General features: G+C 65.1%; 19 protein-coding genes. 11 read left to right on the plus strand and 8 right to left on the minus strand.

What is annotated here, in order from left to right:
- Window positions 1–43: 43 nt before the first annotated feature.
- Window positions 44–3,532: a DNA-directed RNA polymerase subunit beta gene (gene rpoB, locus ZAL01S_RS04750; RefSeq protein WP_066080497.1), complete on the minus strand. Its 3,489-nt coding sequence runs from the start codon at window positions 3,530–3,532 to the stop codon at window positions 44–46.
- A 603-nt stretch (window positions 3,533–4,135) separates the two neighbouring features.
- On the opposite strand from rpoB, the gene ZAL01S_RS04755 reads away from it, so the two are divergent.
- Both ZAL01S_RS04755 and ZAL01S_RS04760 read left to right on the plus strand, forming a co-directional pair.
- Window positions 4,136–4,852, plus strand: coding sequence for an MBL fold metallo-hydrolase (locus tag ZAL01S_RS04755; RefSeq protein WP_066080500.1), 717 nt, complete (start codon window positions 4,136–4,138; stop codon window positions 4,850–4,852).
- 501 nt (window positions 4,853–5,353) lie between these two features.
- The gene (locus ZAL01S_RS04760; protein ID WP_066080503.1) at window positions 5,354–6,625 is read left to right on the plus strand and encodes a hypothetical protein; all 1,272 of its coding nucleotides are present in this window, start codon (window positions 5,354–5,356) and stop codon (window positions 6,623–6,625) included.
- Window positions 6,626–6,717: 92 nt separating this feature from the next.
- Here ZAL01S_RS04760 and ZAL01S_RS04765 read toward each other — a convergent pair whose 3' ends face one another.
- Window positions 6,718–8,388, minus strand: coding sequence for a catalase (locus ZAL01S_RS04765; protein WP_083523068.1), 1,671 nt, complete (start codon window positions 8,386–8,388; stop codon window positions 6,718–6,720).
- Entirely contained in the window at window positions 8,327–8,524 is a 198-nt protein-coding gene (locus ZAL01S_RS10415; RefSeq protein ID WP_169793681.1) for a hypothetical protein, read from the minus strand. Before ZAL01S_RS10415 ends, ZAL01S_RS04765 begins: the two co-directional genes overlap by 62 nt.
- A gap of 88 nt (window positions 8,525–8,612) precedes the next feature.
- On the opposite strand from ZAL01S_RS10415, the gene ZAL01S_RS04775 reads away from it, so the two are divergent.
- The 3 genes from ZAL01S_RS04775 (at window position 8,613) to ZAL01S_RS04785 (ending at window position 10,670) form a co-directional block, all read left to right on the plus strand.
- Window positions 8,613–9,539 (plus strand): spermidine synthase, encoded by a 927-nt coding sequence (locus ZAL01S_RS04775; RefSeq protein WP_066080513.1) that lies wholly within the window; start codon window positions 8,613–8,615, stop codon window positions 9,537–9,539.
- A gap of 64 nt (window positions 9,540–9,603) precedes the next feature.
- A complete protein-coding gene (locus tag ZAL01S_RS04780; protein ID WP_083523069.1) occupies window positions 9,604–10,179 on the plus strand; it encodes a YfgM family protein in 576 nt (191 codons plus the stop codon).
- A gap of 2 nt (window positions 10,180–10,181) precedes the next feature.
- Window positions 10,182–10,670, plus strand: coding sequence for a SprT-like domain-containing protein (locus ZAL01S_RS04785; RefSeq protein ID WP_066080515.1), 489 nt, complete (start codon window positions 10,182–10,184; stop codon window positions 10,668–10,670).
- 85 nt (window positions 10,671–10,755) lie between these two features.
- Here the strand turns inward: ZAL01S_RS04785 and ZAL01S_RS04790 are convergent, their stop codons facing one another.
- Window positions 10,756–12,135: an L-serine ammonia-lyase gene (locus ZAL01S_RS04790; RefSeq protein WP_066080518.1), complete on the minus strand. Its 1,380-nt coding sequence runs from the start codon at window positions 12,133–12,135 to the stop codon at window positions 10,756–10,758.
- Window positions 12,136–12,408: 273 nt separating this feature from the next.
- On the opposite strand from ZAL01S_RS04790, the gene ZAL01S_RS04795 reads away from it, so the two are divergent.
- Window positions 12,409–13,395 (plus strand): ornithine cyclodeaminase family protein, encoded by a 987-nt coding sequence (locus ZAL01S_RS04795; RefSeq protein WP_066080521.1) that lies wholly within the window; start codon window positions 12,409–12,411, stop codon window positions 13,393–13,395.
- A 7-nt stretch (window positions 13,396–13,402) separates the two neighbouring features.
- On the opposite strand, the gene ZAL01S_RS04800 is transcribed toward ZAL01S_RS04795, so the two are convergent.
- From ZAL01S_RS04800 to ZAL01S_RS04810, 3 genes are all read right to left on the minus strand, one after another.
- Window positions 13,403–13,954 (minus strand): EVE domain-containing protein, encoded by a 552-nt coding sequence (locus ZAL01S_RS04800; RefSeq protein WP_066080524.1) that lies wholly within the window; start codon window positions 13,952–13,954, stop codon window positions 13,403–13,405.
- A gap of 18 nt (window positions 13,955–13,972) precedes the next feature.
- Window positions 13,973–14,911 carry a hypothetical protein gene (locus ZAL01S_RS04805; RefSeq protein ID WP_066080527.1) on the minus strand — a complete coding sequence of 313 codons (939 nt, stop codon included), beginning with the start codon at window positions 14,909–14,911 and terminating at the stop codon, window positions 13,973–13,975.
- A 135-nt stretch (window positions 14,912–15,046) separates the two neighbouring features.
- Complete coding sequence (locus ZAL01S_RS04810; RefSeq protein ID WP_066080532.1) at window positions 15,047–15,589, minus strand: DUF4916 domain-containing protein; 543 nt, start codon at window positions 15,587–15,589, stop codon at window positions 15,047–15,049.
- Between the two features lie 90 nt (window positions 15,590–15,679).
- Here ZAL01S_RS04810 and ZAL01S_RS04815 point away from each other — a divergent pair, with 90 nt between their 5' ends.
- The 3 genes from ZAL01S_RS04815 to ZAL01S_RS04825 are packed head-to-tail and all read left to right on the plus strand — an operon-like array spanning window position 15,680 to window position 22,212.
- On the plus strand, window positions 15,680–16,387 hold the full coding sequence (locus tag ZAL01S_RS04815; protein WP_159421588.1) for an alpha/beta hydrolase: 708 nt from the start codon (window positions 15,680–15,682) through the stop codon (window positions 16,385–16,387).
- Window positions 16,388–16,441: 54 nt separating this feature from the next.
- The gene (locus ZAL01S_RS04820; protein ID WP_066080538.1) at window positions 16,442–21,385 is read left to right on the plus strand and encodes an Lhr family ATP-dependent helicase; all 4,944 of its coding nucleotides are present in this window, start codon (window positions 16,442–16,444) and stop codon (window positions 21,383–21,385) included.
- 2 nt (window positions 21,386–21,387) lie between these two features.
- Window positions 21,388–22,212: a DNA-formamidopyrimidine glycosylase family protein gene (locus ZAL01S_RS04825; RefSeq protein WP_066080540.1), complete on the plus strand. Its 825-nt coding sequence runs from the start codon at window positions 21,388–21,390 to the stop codon at window positions 22,210–22,212.
- A 19-nt stretch (window positions 22,213–22,231) separates the two neighbouring features.
- On the opposite strand, the gene ZAL01S_RS09745 is transcribed toward ZAL01S_RS04825, so the two are convergent.
- Window positions 22,232–23,119 (minus strand): LysR family transcriptional regulator, encoded by an 888-nt coding sequence (locus tag ZAL01S_RS09745; RefSeq protein WP_083523071.1) that lies wholly within the window; start codon window positions 23,117–23,119, stop codon window positions 22,232–22,234.
- A 165-nt stretch (window positions 23,120–23,284) separates the two neighbouring features.
- On the opposite strand from ZAL01S_RS09745, the gene ZAL01S_RS10285 reads away from it, so the two are divergent.
- Together ZAL01S_RS10285 and ZAL01S_RS04835 are read left to right on the plus strand one after the other, a co-directional pair.
- Entirely contained in the window at window positions 23,285–24,070 is a 786-nt protein-coding gene (locus ZAL01S_RS10285) for a hypothetical protein (RefSeq protein ID WP_159421589.1), read from the plus strand.
- 181 nt (window positions 24,071–24,251) lie between these two features.
- On the plus strand, window positions 24,252–24,885 hold a 634-nt coding region (locus ZAL01S_RS04835; protein WP_159421590.1), incomplete at its 3' end, for an MFS transporter.

Raw genomic sequence — 24,885 nt, forward strand, 5'->3', positions numbered from 1 at the left:
CTGTTCTCCCTAAGAAAAGCTTCGATACTCGTTCGGGTCCGGCTTAGATCTCGTCAACCGACGAGGACTCGAAGCGGGTGGAGATGTTGATGCCGAGTTCTTCCGCAGCGCGGTAGGCCTCGTCATCCGTGTCGCGAAGGCTCACGACGCTGCCGTCGGCCGAGAGCACCTCGACGTTCAGGCACAGCGACTGCATTTCCTTCATGAGGACCTTGAACGACTCGGGAATACCGGGTTCCTGAATGTTCTCGCCCTTAACGATGGACTCGTACGCCTTCACACGACCGACAATGTCATCCGACTTGATCGTGAGGAGCTCCTGGAGCGTGTACGCGGCGCCGTAGGCCTCGAGGGCCCAGACTTCCATCTCACCGAAGCGCTGACCACCGAACTGGGCCTTACCACCGAGCGGCTGCTGGGTGATCATCGAGTACGGACCAGTCGAGCGGGCGTGGATCTTGTCGTCGACGAGGTGGTGGAGCTTCAGGATGTACATGTAGCCGACCGAGATCGGGTCCGGGTACGGCTCACCCGAGCGGCCGTCGAACAGCTGGGTCTTACCCGTGCTGTCAACGAGACGCTCACCGTCGCGCGTGAGGTGCGTCGAGTCGAGCAGACCCGCGATCTCGCGCTCCGAAGCACCGTCGAACACCGGGGTGGCGAGCTTCGTGCCGGGAGCAACCTCGCGCGAGGGCTCCTGGAAGTTGACGGCCCACTCCGGCTCGCCCTCGATCTTCCAACCCTGCTTGGCGATCCAGCCAAGGTGGGTCTCGAGGATCTGACCGAAGTTCATACGCTTCGGGATACCGAGCGGGTTGAGGATGATGTCGAGGGGCGTACCGTCCGCGAGGAACGGCATGTCTTCCTCGGGGAGGATCTTCGCAATAACACCCTTGTTGCCGTGGCGGCCAGCGAGCTTGTCACCCTCGGTGATCTTGCGCTTCTGGGCGATGAAGACGATCACGCGCTGGTTCACGCCGGCGCCGAGCTCGTCGTCACCCTCTTCAGCGTCGAAGACCTTGACGGCGATGACCGTACCCTGCTCACCGTGCGGCACCTTGAGCGAGGTGTCGCGAACTTCGCGCGACTTCTCGTTGAAGATGGCGCGGAGGAGACGCTCTTCAGCGGAGAGCTCGGTCTCACCCTTCGGGGTGACCTTACCGACGAGGATGTCGCCGGGGCGAACCTCGGCACCGATGCGGATGATGCCGCGCTCGTCGAGGTCCTTGAGGAGGTCCTGCGAGACGTTCGGGAGATCGCGGGTGATTTCTTCCTTACCGAGCTTCGTGTCGCGAGCGTCCACCTCGTACTCCTCGATGTGGATCGAGGAGAGGGTGTCGTTCTTCACGAGGTTCTGGCTGAGGATGATGGCGTCCTCGAAGTTGTGGCCTTCCCACGGCATGAAGCCGACGAGGAGGTTCTTACCGAGGGCGAGCTCACCGTTCTCGGTGGCCGGGCCATCCGCGATGACCATGCCAGCCTCGACGCGGTCACCGGCCGACACCACAACGCGGTGGTTGTAGCAGGTGCCGTGGTTCGAGCGGTCGAACTTGCGGAGGAAGTACTGCTCCGAGCCGCCCTCGTCGAGCTGCACGGTGACCGTGTCAGCCGACACCGAGGTGACAACACCGGCGTTGTTGGCCGTGATGACGTCACCGGCGTCGATGGCTGCGTAGCCCTCCATACCAGTACCGACGAGCGGTGACTCCGAACGGAGCAGCGGCACAGCCTGACGCTGCATGTTGGCGCCCATGAGAGCACGGTTGGCGTCGTCGTGCTCGAGGAACGGGATGAGCGAGGTTGCGACTGACACCATCTGGCGCGGCGAGACGTCCATGTAGTCGACCTCTTCAGCGGGGACGAGCTCAACCTCGCCACCCTTACGACGAACGAGGACGTCGGCGTCAGCGAAATGGCGGTCCTCGGTGAGCGGGGCGTTCGCCTGGGCGACCACGAAGTCGTCTTCTTCAGCTGCGGTGAGGTAGTCGATCTGCTCGGTGACCTGGCCCTTCACGACCTTGCGGTACGGCGTCTCGATGAAGCCGAAGGCGTTGATGCGCGCGAAGGATGCGAGCGAACCGATGAGACCAATGTTCGGGCCTTCAGGGGTTTCGATCGGGCACATGCGGCCGTAGTGCGAGGGGTGGACGTCACGGACCTCAACACCTGCGCGCTCACGCGAGAGACCACCCGGGCCGAGCGCCGAGAGGCGACGCTTGTGGGTGAGACCCGCGAGCGGGTTGTTCTGGTCCATGAACTGCGAGAGCTGTGAGGTTCCGAAGAACTCCTTGATGGCAGCAACGACGGGACGCACGTTGATGAGCGTCTGCGGCGTGATGGCCTCAATGTCCTGCGTCGTCATGCGCTCGCGAACCACGCGCTCCATGCGCGAGAGACCCGTGCGGACCTGGTTCTGGATGAGCTCACCGACGGCGCGGATGCGGCGGTTACCGAAGTGGTCAATGTCGTCCACGTCGAGCGAGATCTCGACCGGCTCGCCCTTGCGGACGCCCGGGAGCTTCTCGTCGCCAGCGTGGAGGGCAACGAGGTACTTGATCGTGGCGACAACGTCGGCGACCGAGAGCACCGAGTCGGTGATCGGGGCATCGATGCCGAGCTTGCGGTTGAGCTTGTAACGACCAACCTTGGCGAGGTCGTAGCGCTTCGCATTGAAGTAGAAGTTGTCGAGGAGGGCGCGGGCAGCCTCGGTGGCAACCTGCTCACCCGGACGAAGCTTACGGTAGATGTCCTTGAGGGCTTCTTCCTTCGTCTTGATGTCGTCCTTCTCGAGGGTCAGCTCGATCGACTCGTAGCCAGCGAACTCTTCGCGGATCTCATCGTGGGTGAGGCCGAGAGCCTTGAGGAAGACGGTCACCGACTGCTTTCGCTTGCGGTCAATACGCACGGCAACCTGGTCGCGCTTGTCGATTTCGAACTCGAGCCATGCACCGCGGCTCGGGATGATGCGTGCCGAGTAGACGTCCTTGTCGGAGTTCTTCTCGGGGGTGCGCTCGAAGTAGACACCGGGCGAACGCACGAGCTGCGAGACGACGACGCGCTCGGTGCCGTTGATGATGAACGTGCCCTTGTCGGTCATGAGCGGGAAGTCGCCCATGAAGACGGTCTGCGTCTTGATCTCGAGCGTCTGGTGGTTCATGAACTCGGCCTCGACGTAGAGCGGGGCAGCGTAGGTCTTGCCACGCTCCTTGCACTCGTCGATCGAGTACTTCTCGGGCTCGAGGTACGGGTTTGCGAAGCTCAGCTGCATCGTTTCGCCGAGGTCTTCAATCGGGGAAATCTCTTCGAAGATTTCCTCGAGACCCGACTGCGTGGCGACGTCGGTGCGACCGGCGGCCTGGGCCTCTGCGAGGCGGGCCTTCCATGCGTCATTGCCGACGAGCCAGTCGAAGGACTGAGTCTGCAGGGCGAGGAGGTCGGGAACGTCGAGCGTGTCCGAAATCTTCGCGAACGAGAGGCGACGGGCGTTACGCCCGGTCGCGGGGGCAGGAGTTGCGTTGCGCGCAGCAGCCAAGGATGTTTCCCTCCACGGTCCCGCGGTCAGGTGCGGGATGCCAGTAGTGTCATCTGAGCATGGGCCCCGCCGACCGGGTGCAGTTCGCTCAACGCCGAGCGACCGTCATCCAGACGGCAAAACCCTACGAGACCGAAGCGCAACCCAAGCCGACCGCAATATGAAGGCATGGAACGACGAAGCGCAAATGTCAAGTATATGCGCGACACGCCGCAGAGTCCAGCCTCCCGGCGTCTTCCCAGGAGTATTGATGCGCACTCCGCCGGTCTCCATCGAATACGCGCTGCCACCCGCACCCCGGCAGCACTGCTCCACACGCCGTCGACGCAGTAACGCCCACGCAGCACGCTCCGCACCGACTGCCACGGCATCCATGCACGCGCCCGCCACCGTTTCGGACGTTTGCCATCGAATAACCGGTGGCAAACGTCCGAAACGGTGGCAAATGCGGTTCGAACCTCTCGGGACGCCGGAGCCGCGCGGACACCGCGAGCGGGACACACTGTGGGATGTCGTGCAAGCGGATCCGTTCGATGTCGAGAAAGTTCTGCGGGTCAGCACAACATTCCCGCGCTCGGGATGCGGGCGGGTTACGGTACGACCATGCCGATCGATCCATCCACACTCAAGCCATTTGACCCGATCGTCGACCGATTCGACGGTGTCGAGATCTGGCGAGCCAGCGTGAGCCCGATGGACAACATTGCCTACGTCATTGCCGACCGGGCGACCGGGCAGGCGCTCCTCGTGGATGCCGCTGAAGCCCCTATGCGACTCGGCGAACTCATCGCGATCGCCAACGACGCCGTTGACGAGGAGAACGACTCCCTCCCCCTCGAAATCCGCGAGCGCCCGCACATCCACGTCGTCGGCATCGTGACCACCCACCAGCATGCCGACCACTGGCAGGCCCTCGAGAAGATGCGCCGCCGCCTCGCCGTCCCCTCGTACGCGGGCGAGCTGGATGCCGCCGGTATCGGCGCCACTGTTGATCGTCCCCTCGCCGACGGCGCGACGCTCGGCATCGGTCACACCACCATTGAAGTTGCGCTGCTGCGCGGTCACACCCCCGGATCGATCGCGCTCGTTGTCGATGTGAAGGGTGAATCGACGCGCATCATCACGGGCGACTCGCTCTTCCCGGGCGGCCCCGGCAAGACGAATTCAAAGAACGATTTTGAGCGGCTCATGGATGACCTCGAAACGAAGATCTTTGACCGCTTCGCCGACTCGACCGTGCTGTACCCGGGCCACGGCGCACCCACCACGATCGGCGCCGAGCGTCCTCACCTCGCCGAGTGGCGGGAGCGCGGCTGGTAAGCGCGCAACTCCGGGGACGGTCACCAAGCGGTGGTGATTTGGGGCTCCGGAGCATCCCCGCGAGCAATTCCGCGACCTCTCATCCGGGACCGTAGGCATTGGGCAGAGGGGCGGGTCACACCAAGCACGCTCAGCAGAGTGCGTGCAATGTGCCGCATCCGCGGATCCCTCCGCTCGATACTCACCTCGGCTTCGATGACGGCTCTTAGGCACTGCCCAGTCACACCGGCGGCTGATTTCGCTGGGAACTCTCGCAAAACGGGAACACAGGGCTCGCGCCGTCTCAAGCGACGGCCTCCTCATTTGGAGGTTTCCCACAACACTTGGTCAAGTGACCCACGATAAATGACAATAATTCTCATACTGGAGAATGATGCACGTTCATATACTTCGCTCGCGATGCATAGTATCTATGCACACGGAACACGAAGGCTTCCGCCCCTGCCGGACGCTCGCCCTCGCACCGTGAGTCCTGATTCATCGATCAAGCTGGAGACGTGTATGAAGCTCACCCGCGCGCTCATCGGGCTCGCTGGCGCCACGGTGCTCACCGCATCGCTCGCTGCGAACCCCACCTTCGCCGCCACCTCGTCGGACACCTACCCGGAGACCCCGGCGCTCAACCCGACGCTGCCGATCATCCACACCTCGCACGGTTCGGACCACTTGAAGGCCAACGTCCTCAACCCGCGTCCGGTGTGTAACGCACTCGAAGACCACCGCACAGTCGTCTACAAGGTCACCGACCACTTCCTTCCGGTCGGCACGATCTCGACGAAGAACGAAACGACGGGCACGATCCCGCTCACGCAGGAAACCTCGCGCACGCAGGAGATTGGCCTTGAGGTCAACGGCAGCCGCACCGAGAAGCTCGACGTGAACGTCGGCGGCAACGCGAGCGGCAAGAACGGCGGCGGCCAGGCAGGCATCGCCTACTCGCTCGCCAGCATGGTCGGCGCTCAGGCTTCCTACAGCCTCTCGTGGACCGCTGGTCAGCAGGTTGGCCCTTACGACGTTCCGGCAGGACACACGGGTGAGGCAACCTACGGCTTCCGTGCCATCACCATGAGCGGCACGCAGCAGTTCTGCACGTCGAACGGCACCTGGTCGACGCCAACCGCCTGGACGTCCTTCGCTCCCATCAAGAACGAGGTGCGCGTGCGCCTCTACGACAACGCTTCCGGCGCCTTCGGCGGCACCCCGTCGGACCCGGCACAGACGCCGACCCAGCCGGAAGTCAAGGAAGAAGTCGGCACGCTCCCTGAGCAGCCGGCAGTCACCGAGCCCGCAGGCCAGCAGGCCCACGACCTCGAGCCGCACTTCACCGTCGCCGCTGGCAAGGCGGAGGGATACGCAGGCCTTGTTGCGCTTCGCGTGAAGAACGTGGGTACCGACCGCTACTACGCCGACTTCCCCGCCGTGTCGTTCAAGGTCGAAGTGAAGACTGAGGACGGCCCTGAGGGCGTCGACCGCCTCATCACACCGGGTTACTTCAACGGCGCCTACACGCAGGACCTCGGCTTCGACCCGAAGACCTCGACCCGCACCTTCATCGTCACCCTCGCCAACCCGATCAAGGCTGGCGAAGACCAGCTCGTTGCCAACTTCAACTTCGGTGACGGCAACACCTCGGAGGGTCGCCTCGTGAACTCGATCTCGGTCTCGCAGATCGGTCGCCTTGACGACGACAAGAGCACCGCGAACGACCAGAACATCTCCTCACTCGACGCCACCACCACCGATGGCGGCAAGCAGAACAAGGGCCGCTTCTAAGCACGAGCAATGCCCCGGGCAGCACGCCCGAACACAGGGATGGGCCCCGGCGCGAACATCGCGTCGGGGCCCATCCCTGTTGTCACGAAGAACTAGTGTGTGGTCTCCTCATGGCCGCCAGCAACGGGAGCCTTGCGCTCCTCATGCGGGTCAGCGCCGGGGATCTTGTCGCCGGCGTCACCATCGGGTGTGGCTGCTTCCGCGTCAGCACGGACCTTCGCTTCGATGCGGCCGCCGATCACCTCGTCAACGTTCTTCCAGTACTGGAAGGCGTTTGAGAGGACCGGCTCCTCCACCGTGGCGAGCGCACCAGCAACCGTCTCGACGAAACGGTCGCGCGCGGCGTCGTCGAAGACCTCGTTGAGGAGCTTGTTCGCCTGCGAGAAGTCGTCGTCATCCTCGCGCAGCGTGTACGCCTGGCGCACGAGCTCGCCGTCGGTCTCCCACGAGTTCTCGACCGGACCCTGCTCGTCAGCCCACGGACGGTTGTACGAGTTCGGGGCGTACACAGGCGCGTTCCCCGAGTGGTGGTAGGTCATGTTGCCGTCGAAGGTGTACGAGTTCGTCGGCACGATCGGCTGGTTCACCGGGAGCTGGTGGAAGTTCGTGCCGATGCGGGCGCGGTGGGCATCCGCGTACGCGAACACACGCCCGAGGAGCATCTTGTCGGGCGAGATGCCGGTGCCGGGCACCATGTTCGACGGCGCGAAGGCAGCCTGCTCGATCTGCGCAAAGAAGTTCTCCGGGTTACGGTTGAGCGTCATCGTGCCGACCGGGATGAGCGGGTAGTCCGACTTCGGCCAGACCTTCGTCAGGTCGAAGGGGTTGATGCGGTACGTCTTGGCGTCCTCGTACGGCATGATCTGCACCGAGAGCTTCCACGACGGGAAGTCGGCGCGGGCGATCGCGTCGAAGAGGTCGCGGCGGTGGAAGTCGGCATCCTCACCGGCCATCTTGTTCGCCTCGTCGTTCGTCATGTTCTCGACGCCCTGGTTGGTGTGGAAGTGGTACTTCACCCAGAAGCGCTCGCCCTCGGCGTTGATCCATGCGTAGGTGTGCGAGGAGTAGCCGTTCATGTGACGCCACGTCTTCGGGAGACCGCGGTCACCCATGAGGTAGGTGACCTGGTGGGCGGTCTCCGGGTTCTGCGTCCAAAAGTCCCACTGCATCGTGTTGTTGCGCAGGCCCGAGTCCGGGAGGCGCTTCTGCGAGCGGATGAAGTGCGGGAACTTCATGGGGTCGCGGACGAAGAACACCGGGGTGTTGTTGCCGACGATGTCGAGGTTGCCCTCGCTCGTGTAGAACTTCAGCGAGAAGCCGCGAACGTCACGCCAGGTGTCGGGCGAGCCCTGCTCACCGGCGACGGTCGAGAATCGGGCGAGCATCTGCGTCTTCGCGCCCTGCTGGAAGACGGCCGCGCGCGTGTACTTCGACACATCCTCGGTGGTCTCGAAGACGCCGAAGGCGCCCGAGCCCTTCGCGTGCGGGTTGCGCTCCGGCACGCGCTCGCGGTTGAAGTGTGCGAGGGTCTCGACGAGCTGCACGTCGTGGAGCAGGAGCGGGCCGTTCGGGCCCACGCTCAGCGAGTTGCGGTCAGACGCCTGCGGCGTACCGAATCCATTCGTTGAGGGAATCGTCGGGTCAATGTGGCTGCTGCCACCGAGCTGTTCGTTCGTCACGAGTGATCCTTCGGTTCGGTGTTCAGGTGGAGGGGCAGGGATGGATGGGAAGCACGGTTGCCGAACGCGCCATCGCGCCGGCATGGCTGAGGCTGCACGGCACCCCGGCAGGTAGGGGCAGCATGCGCAGCGATTCGGGGTGGATGACGACCGGATTCGGGACGCGATCCGTGCACACGCGGAGGAGGTCCGCTAGCGCTGGCATCGTCGTCATCGTCATGGGCCAATGATGACAAATCTTCTTGAGAGTTTCAGCGGAGGCGATCGGCTCACCGTGCTCGCCGCAGCGCCCGTGCTTGGATGGGGTCATGGCTCGAAGCCCTCGCCCCAATTCCCGCTCTGACGCATCCGCCCCAGCAGACGCCCTCACGGTGACGCTCTCGAGCGGCGCGAGTGCGTCAATGGAGCACGAGGGGGCGAGCTGGAACCTCGTCGTGGATGGGACACCGCAGTCGAATGTCGTCCCGGATGATCCGCGGGATCTTCGCTTCGCCTATATCCGCCATATGGGTCGCGTCATCGAGCATGCTTGGCCGGGCAGTGAGCCGTTGACCGCCCTCCACTTGGGCGCGGGCGCGATGTCGATTCCGCGCTTTGTTGAGGAGCTGCATCCTGGATCCCGCCAGCAGGTTATCGAGCTGGAGCCGGAGCTCGTCGAGCTCGTGCGCCGGGTGGCGCCCCTCCCCCGTCACGCCTCGATTCGTGTGCGGTACGGGGATGCCCGTGAGCAGCTGTCGCGGCTCCCGAAGGGGCTCCTCGGTGCGGCAGATCTCCTCGTCGTTGACATCTTTGCGGGTGCACAGACGCCGGCGCACGTCACGAGCGTCGAGTTCTTCAAGGACCTCGTGCCGTTCCTTGCCCCGGATGGACTCGTCCTCGTGAACATCGCGGACGGGCACGAGCTCCGCTTCGCGCGCGGCGAGCTCGCCACCCTCATGGACGTGTTCACGGAGGTCTCGGTCATCACCGACCCTGCCGTTGCCAAGGGACGCCGTTTCGGCAACCTCATGGCGATCGCACGCCCGTGCAACGAGGCGAGCACGCCTCTCAGGGAGCGACTTGACGGCATCCACCGCACCCTCGCCTCCGAGTTTCCGCCCGCATCCCTCATCGACCACCGCGGCGTCGAGCAACTCGCCGCAGGCCGTGCCCCCGTGCACGACGCAGAGGCGAAACCGTCCCCGAAGCCAGGCCGCGGCATCTTCACCGCGAGGCGCTCCGGCGGCTGGAACTAGCTCCCCGAGGAAGTCCCGATCCGGGCGCGCCTGGACGACTCGTCCAGCCTCGCCGGTTACGCTCATGGCCGTGCCAGACGCTCCCATCATCCTCGGTTACGACCCCGACACGCTCCGCGAGCACATCGATGTCGCGGCCGCGGAGGCGCGCCTTGAGCAGATCAGCCACTTGCGCTCGCTCGCCGCACTCAATGAGCGAGTTGCGCTGCTGCGGATGCTCGGCCACCTCGACGCGGCGTTCGACGAAGCTCAGGCTGCGTACCGCCAATCCCGCTTCACGGGCGCCCGCGAAGACGCCCTCGCTGCACGCATCCGCCGCGCCGTTGTCCAGCAGTACCAGGGCAAGACCGACCAGGCGCTGCGCGAGCTCGACGGCTGCGTGGATGAGGCCCGCACGCACGAGTGGATGAGCCTTGCCGCCTTCGCGCTCCAACACCGAGGCAAGACGCACTTCGATCGCGGTGAACTCGACGCGGCTCTTGCGGACTTCGAACTCGCGCTCAAGTACCGCACCGACATTGAGGCGCCGATCGACCAGGTCGAGTCCTCGAAGTTCGCGATTCGTGCTGTGCGCGCAAAGCTTGATGGCTCGCGCGGCGAAGAGGAATTCAACGAGCCGATCACGAGCCACGATCTCTAAGAGTGGCTGATCTCGCACGGGTGCGCGTGTGGGCGGAAGCGCTCATCCGGATGTACCTGGATCCCTCGTGGAGCTTCGAGTTTGACCACGCGAAGCAGCGTGCTGGCGCGTGCCACTACACGACGAAGCGGATCACTGTCTCCCGGTATCTCGCTGCGCGCCACGAGGACGACGAGGTACACCAGACACTGCTGCACGAGGTCGCGCACGCGATGGCGGGTCATGAGGCCGGGCACGGACCGACGTGGCAGGCGATTGCGCGAGAGATCGGCTATGTCGGCGGCCGCACGCACTCGAACCCGGTCGCAACGGAGTTTGCCCGCTGGATCGGGGTGTGCCCGAACGGACACGAGGTGCCGCGCTTTCGTCGGCCGGGCAAGAAGCCGGTCTCGTGTGCGAAGTGTTCGCGGGGTTTTGATCGGCGATTCCTCATCACCTGGCGCGAGCGTTCGCCGGAGGAGCTTGCCGAGGAGCGTGCCCGCCTCCACTGAGGTGCTCGATCGCACGCCTCCTGAGGTGGTCGAGTGCCCGCCGCAGGCGCGTGTGTCGAGATCTCGATCAGCTCAGTTGAGTGAACTAGCACTCAACGACGTTCACGGCGAGGCCGCCACGCGAGGTCTCCTTGTACTTGCTCTTCATGTCCTTGCCGGTTTCGCGCATCGTGCGAATGGCCTGGTCAAGCGTCACCTTGTGCGTGCCATCCGTCCGCATTGCGAGCCGCGCAGCGTTCACAGCCTTCACGGATGCGATCGCGTTGCGCTCAATGCAGGGAATCTGCACGAGACCCGCAACCGGGTCGCAGGTGAGACCGAGGTTGTGCTCGATGCCGATCTCGGCCGCGTTCTCGACCTGTCGGGGCGAGCCGCCAAGCAGTGCACAGAGCCCTGCCGCTGCCATGGAGCAAGCCGAGCCCACTTCACCCTGGCAGCCCACTTCCGCACCCGAGATCGAGGCGTTCTCCTTGAAGAGGATGCCGATGGCTCCCGCCGAAAGCAGGAAGTTCACGATCTGGTCGTCATCCGCGCCACGGAACTCCACCGCGTAGCTGAGGACCGCAGGGATGATGCCGGCCGCGCCATTTGTGGGCGCCGTCACGATGCGGCCGCCGGAGGCGTTTTCCTCGTTCACCGCGAGCGCGTACAGGTTCACCCAGTCCATGGCGCGCAGCGGGTCGCCGGCCTCAAGCTCGGCCTGTTCCCGGAGCACCTTACGAAGGCCCGGCGCGCGGCGCGGCACGTTGAGTCGTCCGGGCAGCATCGGCTCTTCGCGCGTGCAGCCGCGCTCGATGCACTCAGCCATCACGTGCCAGATTTCGAGCAGGCGCGCGCGGGTCTCCTCCGCGGGACGCCATGATTCTTCGTTCGCGAGCACGACCTCCGCGATCGAGAGGCCGCTTTCCTGGCAGCGCTCGAGCAGCTCCGCTCCGGTGCTGAACGGGTACGCGAGCGGTCGATCATCCTGTACGAGCGGCGCCTTCGCGCCCGCCTCAGCATCGACGACGAAGCCGCCACCGACCGAGTAGTAGCTGCGTTCGAGGAGCAGCTCACCGGCGGCATCCTTCGCACAGAAGGTCATCCCGTTCGGGTGGCCGGGGAGCGAACGACGCATGTGGAGGATGACGTCTCGGTCCATGCGGAACGGAATCTCACGTTCACCGCCAAGAATCAGGCGACCACACTCGCGCACCTCATCCACGATGACGGGCGCACGATCCGGATCAATCTCCTCGGGAAGTTCACCGCTGAGCCCAAGCACGGCGGCGTGGTCCGAGCCGTGGCCGCGGCCGGTGAGTCCGAGTGAGCCAAAGAGCGCCACCTTGACGTGGGCGACGTTGTCGAAGTGTCCCTCCTCGCGGAGCACCTCCAGGAAGGTGGCAGCGGCGCGCATCGGGCCAACCGTGTGTGAGGAGGAGGGACCAATTCCGATGGAGAAGAGGTCGAGCACGCTCAGTGACATGTAGTGAACCGCCGTTGAGTCGAAGTCGGGATGCTCCGTGATCGGAGCCTCAGATCGTTCACGGTACCGTCTCGAGCGACCCGCGTGAACACTGACCCAGCACCCACTGTGGAGATCCACCAATTCCCCTGGGCACCAGATGAGACGCATTGCGGGAGGGTCCAAGCGGGGTGCATGCTGGTGGGAACCGCTCGCGGATCTCGTTTCGCGTGCACGATTCCATTTCCCGCCGCCGACTGCGCGCGCAGAACACAGAAGTCCGGGGATATTGCGATGACGCTGCCCACGATTACCGCCGCACAGATCACGAAGCATGTGACGCCGATGGATGCGGTGAAGGCACTCTCGACCGCGCTCAGGGAGGGGCTTGACCCTGCTGCCTCACATCTGCGCACGAGCACGTCCACCGCACACGGCGAACTCCTGTACATGCCGGCGGAGGCTGGCAGTCACGCGGGCATGAAGTTCCTGTCGGTTGCGCCCGGCAATACGAAGCTTGGTCGCGAGCGTATCCAGGGCTTCTTCGTGCTCATGGATGCTGAGACGCTGACGCCCCGCTGCCTCGTGGATGGTGTTGAGCTCACCAAGCTGCGCACGAGTGCGGTCTCTGCCCTCGCCGCCTCGAAGCTTGCCCCGGCCCGCAGCGAGCAGCTTGTCGTCTTTGGTTCGGGGCCGCAGGCGAAGGCGCACATCGCTGCGCTTCGCGCCGTACTGCCCACGATGCGTGAGGTCATCATCATTGGCCGCAGTGGCCCCCGCGAGGAAGCGCTCGCCGCTTGGGCGATCGAGCAGGGTCTTCGTGCCCGCACCGGTCACGCGGTGGCGGCGAAGGCGGCCCTGCAGCACGCGGATGTCGTCGTGTGCGCGACGAGTGCGGACGAGCCACTCTTCGACGCATCCTGGGTCCGAGATGATGCATGCGTCATCGCCGTCGGCTCGCACCACGCGGACCGTCGCGAGCTCCCCGGGGCGCTCCTGGCACGTGCCGGTGTTGTAGTCGTTGAGACGCACGAGCTGGCGCTTCGGGAGGCTGGCGACATCGCCCTCGCCGTCGAGGAGAGCGCGATCACGGCCGGCTCCCTCGTCACGCTCGATGAACTCGTCCGCGGCGAGGTGAGCCTCGAGAGCACGGGTCCGCGTGTGTTCAAGTCCGTCGGCCAGGGGTGGCAGGATCTCATCGTCGCTGCCGAGATCGCTCGCCGCGTTCCGCAAGCGGTGAAGCGCTACCCGGTCGGCGACACGGCGCTCGCCCGCCGCTAGGCGTCCGCTAGAACTCGTCGAGCAGCTTCGCGTCGCTGGATGTGCCGAGCGGCCAACCGGTTTCGCGCAGGAGCCCGCCGGGTTCGGTCGCGGTGTGGCGTCCTCGCAGCACCGCTCCAAGCGTCCCAGGTTCTGGCGCACGTCGGCGCACCGAATCCTCAAAGACAGTGAAATCGCGGGGCGTAATTTCGAGGATGCCGTCGCGCAACTGTTCGCCCCAGTAGCGGTTATCGCGGGTGAGGTCGAGCATGTCTTTCAGGGGACGGATGGGCGCAATACGCGGCTCCGGGAGCCACTCCACCTCGCGCCGCCACGGTGACACGCCGCGTCCTCCCGCCTGGTACGGCTCCCCCGGCAGCACACGGCCCGCACCGACGACAGCGCGAAGGGTTTCGCCGTCGGGGTTTGTTTCGCGCGGACTGTAGAGGATGACGCCATCCGACTCGTTGAGCTGCTCGAGCGGCTCACGCGGGCCCCACGGCACTTGCACAAAGCCGTGCGCCATCATCAGCTGCGCCCGGTCGAGGGGCTGCACGACGAGCCAGTAGCGGATTGCCATGACTCGGAGGGTAGGCCCTTAGGCCTTGGGGGCTTCGGCGTAGGTGATCGTGGTGCCAGCGAAGAGCTTGCGGGCTTCTTCTTCAGTCATGCGGTCAACGCCATTGCAGCGAGTGGTCATCGCGAGGCTCGAACCGGAACCGAGGAAGGTGTGGCCAGCGTAGTAAAGCACCGAGTTCGCGGACTTCGCGCGGAAGACGCTGAGCTCAACGCGGTCGGTCTTCGCGGTCTCTTCCGGCCCCTGGCGCATCTCGACCCACTGGCTGTCGAGCTCTTCGATCGTCCATTCGGGCGAGCCAGCAGTGAAGCCTTCGATCGTCATGCGCAGGTACGCGCGGGTCGCGTCACCATCGTTCTGCGGCACGCGAGGTTCGTCGCCAACCTCGATGACGACGGGACGCTCGCTGAGGCCAGCCGGGGCGGTGGCCACACCTGCGCTGAACTGGCAGGCGCCGTCCGAGGACGAGATCGCGGCAAGCGTCGGTGCCGGCGTGCTCCAGCCGTCCATCTTGGGCGGCACGGCCGATAGCGAGCCGATGCTCGTGCGGGATCCGAGCGCGTAGCTGCCACGTCCAAGGAAGCTCACCGCGAGTGCGATGACGACCACCGCAGCGAGCAGAACGGCACCGCCAACCATGAACCACCGCAGGAGTCCGCGTCGCGTGGCGCTGAGACCCGCTCGGCGCGGCTTGGCGTCGGCCGTTGCAGGCTCCTCGGCGGGCGTAGCGTCTGCTACGGGCGCAGGCTCAGCCACCGGCTTGTCGTCAACGGACTGCGGAGCTTCCGCACCGTGTGTTGCAGGCTGCGGCGCCTCCATGCGCGGAGCTCCGTGCTGCGCAATCGCGTCAGTCGAGGACGTCGTCGCCTGCTCCGTTGCGCGCGCACGCACTGCAGCTTCTCGGGCTTCGCGGGCTGCCCGGCGCGTGGGATATGTCGCGGCGTCGTCGTGCTCGGTCATGTCCTGCCTTCTCGCCGCACTGCTCGTCGGCGTCTACTGGCGCATGCAAAGCGCCTCATCGGCGATTCTAATTCAGAGTTGAACGATCGCCGGAAAGATACATCCACCGAAGGAAATGGATGTTCACCGCGCGACTTACGGCCACGCGCTCAGCTGGCCGATGACCGTCTTGAGGATGCGGGCACGACCACCCTCGAGCTCCTCCAAGAGATCCGGGTCGAGCGCCTCGCCGGGCGTTAACCACGACACTTCGAGGGCGTTTTCGCACGGGTCACACTCCCCCGAGACGGGGACCACGTAAACGAGTGAGACCGCATGCTGGCGCTCATCCACGAGCCGCGCGCCGGGGATTGGTGAGTATTCGGCGACGGTGACCGGCGTCAAGCAGGCCGGCAGCTGCGGCAGCGCCATCGGGCCAAGGTCTTTTTCGAGGTGGCGGTTCAGGGTATCCCGGAGCGATTCGCCATAGTTCACACGGCCCGAGACGAAGGCACGGGTCATGACGCCATCTTCGTTCGCCTGCAGAAGCAGGCCGATGTGCTCGAGTTCGCCGCTCGGCGCGAGGCGCACGGGAATCGCTTCCACGTAGAGGATCGGCACCCGGCGGCGCACGTACTCAAGGTCTTCGCCGCTGAGCCATCCACCGTTCGACTCGGGATCTGGCGTACTCACTCGCATGTCTCCATTCTTGCGTGTGGAGGCCCTGGCCGACATGGGTGCACGGGAAAAACTCGGGTGGCGAGCGCAACGTCAAGGGAGAATATGGGCATGGCTTCGAGTGATCGTTCTTCGGTAGTGGATCCCCATCGCGTCGTGTGGAGCGCGCCGATTGAGGAGCTGCCGGAACGCCACCTCGTCGTGCTGCTCCACGGCTACGGCTCGGATGCGCGCGACCTCATGAATATCGTGCCGCAGCTACCGAATGAACCGATCTACGCCTCACTCTTGGCGCCCGCGCCCTGTGGGGCATCGCCGCTTGGCTACGAGTGGTTCCCGCTGCACTTCGATGCGCAGGGAGCCCTTCTGGACGCCAGCTCCCCCGAACGACTCGCAGCCTTCGCGAAGGCTGCGGATGCCGCAGCGCAGGGCGTGCTCGAATGGATTGACGCACTGCCCGCGGCCCCGAAGAGCGTCTCGCTGCTTGGCTTCTCACAGGGCGGCATCGTGTCGCTCGCGGCGGTTCGCCGTGCGCCGGAGCGCTTCCGCACGGTCGCGGTGCAGTCGACGCTCGTTGCGCCGGATGTGCACGGCCTGGATGCCGAGGTGGCGCGCGTGAAACCCTCCGCGTGGTGGGGGCGCGGCACGGCGGACACCGTCATCCCCGCCGAGGCGATTCCGGTGACGGAAGCATGGATGCAGGCCTGCGCGAACGCAGAGATCTACGTCGACGAGGGCGTCGGGCACGTGTTTTCGGTGGAGGGGCTTCGCGCCCTCTCCGCCTACCTGCGCGAGCACCTCAACCTTGGCGAGGAATAGACCACTGACCGGGGATTCTCCCGGAATGTCGGTGGTGGGTGACAGGCTCGACGCATGAGTGACGCGCTGCAGTACTTCTCACCGGCCACCAAGGCCTGGTTTGAGGGTGCCTTTGGCGCGCCCACGCGCGTGCAGGATGAGGCGTGGCACGCGATTCGTTCGGGCCGCCACGCGCTCATTGTTGCGCCGACGGGTTCCGGTAAGACACTCGCGGCGTTCCTGTGGGCACTCGATCAGCTCGCGAACGAGCCCACTGCGCAGCCCGAGGTGTTCACGCCTGAGTTGAGCGCGGCGCTGGCCGCTGAAGAGCGCGAGGCTGCCGAAGCCGAGCAGGGCCCCCGGCGCACGCGGGTGCTGTATCTCTCGCCGCTCAAGGCGCTCGGCGTGGATGTCGAGCGAAACCTGCAGGGTCCGCTTGTGGGCATCACGCAGACCGCTCGCCGCCTGGGGCAGACCTTGGCCCGCCCACGAGTCGCGGTGCGTTCGGGCGACACGACCCCGGCAGAGCGGCGTCGGCAACGGGCCGATCCACCCGACATCCTCATCACCACGCCCGAGTCGCTCTACCTCATGCTCACTTCCGAGGCGCGAACCACACTGACGGGTGTCGAGACAGTCATCCTCGACGAAGTCCACGCGTTGGCGGGGTCCAAGCGCGGCGCCCACTTGGCGCTCTCGCTCGAGCGCTTGGATGCTCTCCTCGAGCGTCCCGCGCAACGCATCGGGCTGTCCGCCACGGTGCGGCCGCTCGAAGAGGTCGCACGGTTCCTCGGCGGCGGGCAGCCGGTCGAGATCGTGAACCCGCCAAGTGAGAAGCGCTTCGATCTGCTCGTGCGGGTGCCGGTCGACGACATGAGCGATGTTGGGATGCTGCGCAGCGCCTCTCGGGACGCCGCGGCGAGCGATCCCTTCGACGACCCGTTCACCGGCAACGCCGCCACCTCTCTCCGCGATCCGAGCGAGGCGCCATCCGACGGCTCCCTGTGGCCGCACATTGAGGCAGCCATTCTCGAGCGAATTCTCGAACATCGGTCGACGATCGTCTTCGCGAACTCACGCCGCTTGGCCGAGCGGCTCACGGCTCGGCTCAATGAGCTGTGGGAGGAACAGCTCGAGGCTGAGAGTGGCGCTGCCGTTCGCGAGGCCTCTGCCCCGAAACGTCCGCCAGCCGAGCAGATTGCGCAGTCAGGGCAAAGCCATGGGGCGACCGCGGTCATTGCGCGCGCCCATCACGGTTCAGTGTCGAAGGAGGCTCGCGCCGAGGTCGAAGAGGCTTTGAAGACGGGCGCGCTTCGCTGCGTTGTCGCGACCTCCAGCCTCGAGCTCGGTATCGACATGGGCGATGTTGAGCTCGTCATCCAGCTCGAATCCCCGCCCTCCATTGCCTCGGGCCTGCAGCGACTCGGCCGTGCCGGCCACCAGGTTGGTGTCGTCTCGCGCGGTGATCTCTTCCCGAAGCACCGTGCGGATGTCCTCCATTCTGCGGTGGCCGCGCACGAAATGGTGGCGGGCCGGATCGAGTCGCTCGCGATCGTCGAGAACCCGCTCGATGTGCTCGCACAGCAGACGGTCGCAGCCGCCGCGATCGACACACTCGAGGTGGAGGCGTGGTTTGACCTCGTCCGCCGCGCGGCGCCCTTCTCGAAGCTGCCCCGTTCTGTCTTTGATGCAACGCTTGATCTCATCGCGGGTCGATACCCCTCCGATGCCTTTGCAGAGCTCAGGCCGCGCATCGTGTGGGATCGCGACGAGGGCACCCTCACTGGTCGCCCAGGCGCGCAACGGCTCGCGGTCACGAGTGGCGGCACAATCCCCGACCGGGGCATGTTCGGAGTGTTCCTCGCCCAGGGCGCCAGCGACGACGAAACCCGCGGGACCCTGCGCGTTGGCGAGCTCGACGAAGAAATGGTCTACGAATCGCGCGTCGGCGATGTTTTTGCGCTCGGGGCCACGAGTTGGCGCATCGTCGAGATCACGCACGACCGCGTCAACGTCACGCCCGCGTTCGGCGAACCGGGGCGACTCCCGTTCTGGACGGGAGACGCCCTCGGCCGCCCCGCCGAACTTGGTGAGGCGATCGGCCGGACGACACGCGAGATCGTCCACGCCCTGCCACCAGATGGCACACCTCTCCCCAGCGAAGCGCCGCTCGCCGGGCTCGCCGAGCTCATGGATGATCGCGCCCGCAACAATCTCGTGGCGTACCTGCGCGAGCAGCGTGCCGCGACGGGGCATGTGCCGAGCGATCGGACGCTCCTCGTTGAGCGATTCCGGGATGAGCTCGGCGACTGGCGGCTCGTCCTCCACTCCCCCTACGGCAAGCCCACGCATGCCCCCTGGGCGCTCATCGTGAGTGCCCGCATCACCGAACGCTTCGGCGTGGATGGCAGCGCTGTTGCCAGTGATGACGGCATCATCGTTCGTCTCCCCGACATGGAGAGCGAACCTCCCGGAGCTGAGCTCTTCGTCCTCGATCCCGAAGAGATCGAGCCGGTCGTTGCCCGCGAGGTGGGCGGGTCGGCACTCTTCGCCTCCCGTTTCCGCGAAGCTGCGGCGCGAGCGCTGCTCCTGCCTCGCCTGCATCCGGGCAATCGTTCACCGCTCTGGCAGCAGCGACAAAAGGCCTCACAGCTGCTCGACGTCGCGCGAGGCTTCCCGCAGTTCCCGATCATTCTCGAGACGATCCGCGAAGTCCTCCACGACGTCTACGATCTGCCTGCGCTCGTCGAGCTTGCCCGCCGCGTCGAGCGTCGCGAAGTCCATGTCGTCGAAACCGAGACCGCAAGCCCCTCCCCTTTCGCACGGACGCTGCTCTTCGGCTACGTCGGCGCGTTCATGTACGAGGGCGATGCGCCGCTTGCCGAGCGCCGCGCCCAAGCGCTCGCCATCGACACGGGGATGCTCGCCGAGCTCCTTGGTCGGGTCGAACTTCGCGAGCTCCTCGACGAGCGCGTCATCTGGCAGGTCGAAGACGAGCTCCAGTGGCTCGTGCCCGAACGTCGCGCGCGCGACGCTGAAGCGGTTGCCGATCTCCTGCGCGTCGTCGGTCCTCTGCCGCTCGAGCAGCTCGCGCAGCGCATCGTGGGGCCAGAACCTGATGCTGACGGTGAGGGCGCCGCGAGTGCAGCGCACGCCGCAGCCGCAGGCGCGGCGCCGAATCGCAGCGACAACGACGTCGACCCTGCACCGGGCGCAGCGCGCCGCGAACAGGCATCCCGCGCCGAGGCGCTCGCCGAACACGCAGCACGCGGTAGGCGCCTGCTGGCAGCAGCGCAGCAGCTTGCACGCGAGCTCATCGAAGCTCGCCGCACGGTCGAAGTGCGCTTCAACGGCATCACCTACCTTGCCGCCATCGAAGACGCCGGACGCCTTCGCGACGCCCTTGGTGCGTTCATTCCGCCAGGCATCCCAAATGCGTTCCTCGAACCGCTGGATGACCCGATCGGCGATCTCATCGCCCGCTACGCGCGCACCCACGGCCCCTTCACCATCGACGAGATCGCTGAAGCCTTTGCCCTTGCACCTGCGGTGGCGCGAGAAGCCCTCGCCCGACTCACCCTCGCCCGCCGCCTCATCGAAGGCGCCTTCCGTCCCGGCGCTCAAGGGAGGGAATGGGTGGATGCGAACGTCTTGCGCCGCATCCGTGCCCGTTCCCTCGCTGTCCTTCGCAACGAGCTCGAGCCCGTCGAGCAGCACAGCTTCGCCCGCTTCCTCCCAAGCTGGCAACACGTCGGCGGACCGCTGCGCGGCCTCGACGGGCTCGTCACCGTCATCGACCAGCTCGCTGGCTCGCCCGTCCCAGCATCCGCCCTCGAGCGGTTCATCCTGCCAAGTCGCCTCCCCGACTACACGCCCGCACTCCTTGACGAACTGCTCGCGAGCGGCGAGGTGCGGTGGCGCGGCCACGGCTCGATCCCGGGCGGAGACGGTTGGGTAAGCCTTCACCTGAGCGACACCGCAACCCTCACGCTGCCGCCCGAGGCGAGCGAAGCACCCAGCGCAGAAGGCGCCCTGCTGCTCGAGCTCTTCCACGCTCGAGGCGCACTCTTCGCGAACGAGCTCCTCACTGCTCTCAACGAGGGGGCAGGCGGCGGCATCACGCCCGAACGGCTCACCGAGCTCGTGTGGGAGCTCGTCTGGCAGGGGCACCTGAGCAACGACACCTTCCATCCCCTGCGGCACCTGCTCGCTGGCACCGGCGGTGCCGCAAGCCGTGCCGCGCACCGAGTGCCCCGTCGCGCCGCCCGCGGACGCCTCTACCGGGGCCGGGCAGCATCCAGCTTCGCGGCAGGATTCGGGGCAGGCGTTCCCGCGCCCGCTGCCACACCTCCGCAGCTCGGCGGGCGCTGGTTCACCGTGCAGCACGGCACACCAGACCCGAACGAGCGCGCGCTCGCCCAAGCCGATCTGCTGCTCGACCGCTACGGCGTCATCACCAAGGGCTCCGTGATGGCCGAGGGACTCGACGGTGGCTTCGCGCTCGCCTATCGGGTCCTCTCGCAGCTCGAGGAGCGCGGCAAGGCCCGCCGCGGATACATCATCCACGGGCTCGGCGCCGCCCAATTCTCCACCGTTGGCGCGATCGACCGCCTGCGCCAGTTCGAGCTCGACCCGGGCGCTCCGCGGCCACGCACCGCGCTCACGCTCGCAGCGTGCGATCCCGCCAACCCCTACGGCGCGGCCCTTGCCTGGCCCGACCGCGACACCGGCCACCGCCCTGGCCGAAAAGCAGGCGGCCTCGTGACCCTCGTCGACGGTGAGCTCATCCTCTACGCCGAACGCGGCGGGAAAACCCTCCTCACCTTCACCAACGATGACGACCTCTTGAGTGCCGCCGTGCTCTCACTCGGCGAGACATTGACGCGGGCGCGCGTGCCCGGATTCGTCATCGAAAAGGTCGACGGAGCGTACGTCCACGAGCATCCCATCACCACCTGGCTCGCACAGGCAGGATTCCAGCGCTCCCCGCGCGGCTTCACCGCCCCGGAGGTGCGATAGCCATGCCCGAAGGCGACACCGTCTACCGCGCCGCCGCCCACCTCCACGAGACCCTCGCCGGATCCGTCGTCACACGAGCCGAGCTGCGCGTCCCCCGCTACAGCGCGGCTGCGCGCAGCCTCGTCGGGTGCGAAATCACCGCGGTCACTCCGCGCGGGAAACATCTCCTCACGGCTTTCGATGACGGCCGCATCCTGCACACGCACCTCGGCATGGACGGCTCCTGGCGCATCGCACGGTCAGGGCAGCGGCCACGAGTCGCACACCACCTCATCCGCGCAGCCCTCGAAACCAACCGCGCCATCGCGCTCGGTCTCGAGCTTTCCGTCGTCGAACTCCTCACGAGCGACGAAGCCACCGCACGGCTCGACCACCTCGGCCCAGATCTTCTCGGCCCCGATTGGGATGCCAGCGCAGCCCTCGCCCGCATCCAGCAGAAGCCATCACGCGAAATCGCCGCCGCACTCCTCGACCAACGCAACCTCGCGGGCCTCGGCAACGAATACGTCACCGAACTCTGTTTCCTCCGCGGCCTCGACCCACACACGCCCGTCGGCGAAGTCCGCGACCTCCCCCGCCTCATCGAGCTCGCGCACCGGCTCATCACCGTGAACCGCGACCGGGTCGAACGCACCACCACCGGAAACCTCCGGCGCGGACAACGCAGCTGGGTGTTCAGCCGCGACGGTCAGCCCTGCCGCCGATGCGGCAGCACCATCCTCCGTGAAGCTCACACCTCCGGCTCCGAAACAAGCTCGGACCCAAACGCCACCACCCGCATCAGCTACCGCTGCCCACGCTGCCAGCCCCAATCGGGCAACACTTGAGAATGGACGTGAACACCCGTCAGCTCCCAAGCTGACTCATTCTGGAGCCGCGCTGTTTGGCCATTTCAAGTGCCAATCGAGCAAACGACGCCGCCAGCAGTCCACTCGTGCCGTCCTCCCGCACCGCTATACCAACCTGACGCGTGATATTCGGTCGCATGTCAGCACAGACGACGTCGCGATGCGCTCCTGACACCAACGCCCTAGGCAAAATGGCACTCGCGATCCCCGCCGCCACGATCGAAAGTGCGGTCGAGGCTTCTCTTACCTGGGCCGGGGTGGAGCTCACGATGCCGTGAAGTTCGAGGGCGCGTGCGATCACGTCTTCACAGCCGCCCATCGAGCGCACTCGACGTACGCCAGACAAGCTTTGAAGATCGATACACGAGCCCTGAATCTGATTCAAGGTACGCGCCACATACACGAAATCATCACAATAGAGGAAGGTCGTAGCGACGCCACGCGGTTCCCCGAGAACGAACGTAACATCAATATCTCCTGCGCGAAGACCGGCAACCAATTCAAGGTCCGTACCTTCACTCACTTCAATATCAACACCGGGGAACCTCTCGCTGAATCGCCTCGCGACACTAGGGAAGAAATCGAGCCCAACGCTGGCGAAGCATCCCACGCGCAGAACTTCACCATTGCCACTAAGCAAAACATCTCTGGCCGCCAGTTCGACTTGCCTAAGAATACTCCGCGCACGCGGCAGCAGTGATTCACCAGCCGGCGTCAAGCGGGCTGAATGCTGGCCCCGCACGAAGAGCCCGACACCCAATCGCGCTTCGAGCGCCCTAATGGAATAGCTCACTGCAGGCTGCGTAACATGCAACCTGCTTGCTGCCCCTTTAAAAGAGCCCGCGTCCACTACCTCAACAAAGACTTGCAATTGACGCAATTCCATAAAAGAACCTCATACCCGATAAAAGAATCTTCGTTGACTACTCAGCGCTCTGCTGGTTGCCTCAAAGCGAGGTTCGGGCATCACCGCCCGAGCCACCACGAGATGGAAGTCGAACCTCCCAAGCACAAGGGCACTTCTTTGAGCACTCTCATCCTAGGCGCTGCTGTGACCGGCGCTAAGTTCACCCCAGGCAATCACCGCGCAACACGTCACCCTGTCATGGACGCCGCCGCATCAGGAGTCTTGATCAAACACCGCACGGAGGATGTTCTCGACGAAGCGAGACGACTTTCGGATATGGGTTGCAGATACTGGCATTTCCATGCCCGCAACCCAATGACGAACGAACAGACGACGAGCAGCTCGATCTATCAGGCAACGAGCCGTGGCGTCCAGGCGTATGGCCCCTCGATGGTCATGAGTTTCGGCGCGAGCCGCAATGGCGCCGAAGTCAAGCATTCGATTCAACAGTTCGGAGAATGGGAACGCATCAGCCAGGTGTCACTCTCCCTCCACCTCGACGGCGCCCACTTCGTGACCACACAGGCAGCTGTAGAGCTTCAGGTCATACTCGACCTCGAACAGCAAGTAGGCCCCTTGCCTCGCCGTTATGTCAACAGCCAAGACTTCGCCAATGACAGCTCCTGCTATACCCCCAGCCCCCGCGCCCGAAACGCATCTTTGGATACATTTTCCACCGCTAACGGCTCGAATTACGGGAGCACCTCGCCTGAAGTTCAATGTAAGATACTCTCTCGGGAGATTCAAGAACGCAATCGGTTGCATCTACCTCACGAGGTTGAGTGGGTACAACTTGACCGAAGCTATGCAGCTACCCGCTTCTCGGTCGAACACCCTAAAATCCGGCTCGGCAACTCCGGGCAAATGAGTTCACCACCAATATCCAGTTCGCAGTCGAAGCACTGGCTGAGATGCGAAAAATCCGCGTGACGCCTGTGACCAACGCAGTTGCAGTCAGTGAACGCATGAAGTTCGACGCACTCGATGCTCACCACGAAATCGAAATGACGCGGCTGAGTCTGACACTCGAGCAACGTAGCGAGTCGGTTGGAGCGGCCGAGTGAGACGGAACCGAGCTTCAGACGGGCGGCTGGCAGCAGCAACGTGTGCAATGGGCACCCTGACGGTCAATATCAACAACACTGCCATCAACCTCGCCCTCCCAGCCATACGCGATGAACTCAGGCTTGACCTTGTCGAGATGCAATGGGTTTCCGCGTCATACGTCCTCATCCTGGCGGCACTCACTATGATCGGCGGCACGCTGGGCGACCGCTTCGACAAAAGGCAAGTTCTCACCGTTGGACTCTGCTTGTATACGACTGGTTCGCTACTCGGCGCTCTTTCTCTCTCTGCTCTCACGCTGATCGGGAGTCGCATTCTCGCAGGCATCGGAGCGGCAGTTCTCGTACCAGTTGGGCTCGCTTCGCTACGACAGCTCGCCAGCTCCCCACAACAGTTGACGTCTTACATGTCACTTTGGGGACTAGCCGTGGGTCTGGGCATGGCGTTGGGGCCCGCCGTCGGTGGTGGCCTCACTGGGTATCTCGGATGGCGTGCCCTGTTTGTTGCGATGACAGCGTTTGGTGTGATCTACCTCTTTGCAGTTCGGATCTGTCTCCCTCGCTTAGATTCCTTCGAGCGTGCAGGAGTGAGCATTGTCTCCCATATGCTGGCTGCAATCTCAATGGTGTCCGCCGCCGGGCTGGTTATTGAGATGCGATCAGACTCGCCCTGGCTGCTGT

The organism is [Zimmermannella] alba NBRC 15616 (assembly GCF_001570905.1).
In the GTDB taxonomy this organism is placed as follows: Bacteria; Actinomycetota; Actinomycetes; order Actinomycetales; family Microbacteriaceae; genus Pseudoclavibacter; species Pseudoclavibacter albus.

Excerpts from the sequence above, each read along its gene's own strand:
- ZAL01S_RS04755 (WP_066080500.1), top strand. The coding sequence starts at position 4,136 with ATGCCGATCGATCCATCCACACTCAAGCCATTTGACCCGATCGTCGAC.
- ZAL01S_RS04760 (WP_066080503.1), top strand. The coding sequence starts at position 5,354 with ATGAAGCTCACCCGCGCGCTCATCGGGCTCGCTGGCGCCACGGTGCTC.
- ZAL01S_RS04765 (WP_083523068.1), bottom strand. The coding sequence starts at position 8,388 with ATGCCGGCGCGATGGCGCGTTCGGCAACCGTGCTTCCCATCCATCCCT.
- ZAL01S_RS10415 (WP_169793681.1), bottom strand. The coding sequence starts at position 8,524 with ATGACGATGACGACGATGCCAGCGCTAGCGGACCTCCTCCGCGTGTGC.
- ZAL01S_RS04775 (WP_066080513.1), top strand. The coding sequence starts at position 8,613 with ATGGCTCGAAGCCCTCGCCCCAATTCCCGCTCTGACGCATCCGCCCCA.
- ZAL01S_RS04780 (WP_083523069.1), top strand. The coding sequence starts at position 9,604 with ATGGCCGTGCCAGACGCTCCCATCATCCTCGGTTACGACCCCGACACG.
- ZAL01S_RS04790 (WP_066080518.1), bottom strand. The coding sequence starts at position 12,135 with ATGTCACTGAGCGTGCTCGACCTCTTCTCCATCGGAATTGGTCCCTCC.
- ZAL01S_RS04795 (WP_066080521.1), top strand. The coding sequence starts at position 12,409 with ATGACGCTGCCCACGATTACCGCCGCACAGATCACGAAGCATGTGACG.
- ZAL01S_RS04800 (WP_066080524.1), bottom strand. The coding sequence starts at position 13,954 with ATGGCAATCCGCTACTGGCTCGTCGTGCAGCCCCTCGACCGGGCGCAG.
- ZAL01S_RS04805 (WP_066080527.1), bottom strand. The coding sequence starts at position 14,911 with ATGACCGAGCACGACGACGCCGCGACATATCCCACGCGCCGGGCAGCC.
- ZAL01S_RS04810 (WP_066080532.1), bottom strand. The coding sequence starts at position 15,589 with ATGCGAGTGAGTACGCCAGATCCCGAGTCGAACGGTGGATGGCTCAGC.
- ZAL01S_RS04815 (WP_159421588.1), top strand. The coding sequence starts at position 15,680 with ATGGCTTCGAGTGATCGTTCTTCGGTAGTGGATCCCCATCGCGTCGTG.
- ZAL01S_RS04820 (WP_066080538.1), top strand. The coding sequence starts at position 16,442 with ATGAGTGACGCGCTGCAGTACTTCTCACCGGCCACCAAGGCCTGGTTT.
- ZAL01S_RS04825 (WP_066080540.1), top strand. The coding sequence starts at position 21,388 with ATGCCCGAAGGCGACACCGTCTACCGCGCCGCCGCCCACCTCCACGAG.
- ZAL01S_RS09745 (WP_083523071.1), bottom strand. The coding sequence starts at position 23,119 with ATGGAATTGCGTCAATTGCAAGTCTTTGTTGAGGTAGTGGACGCGGGC.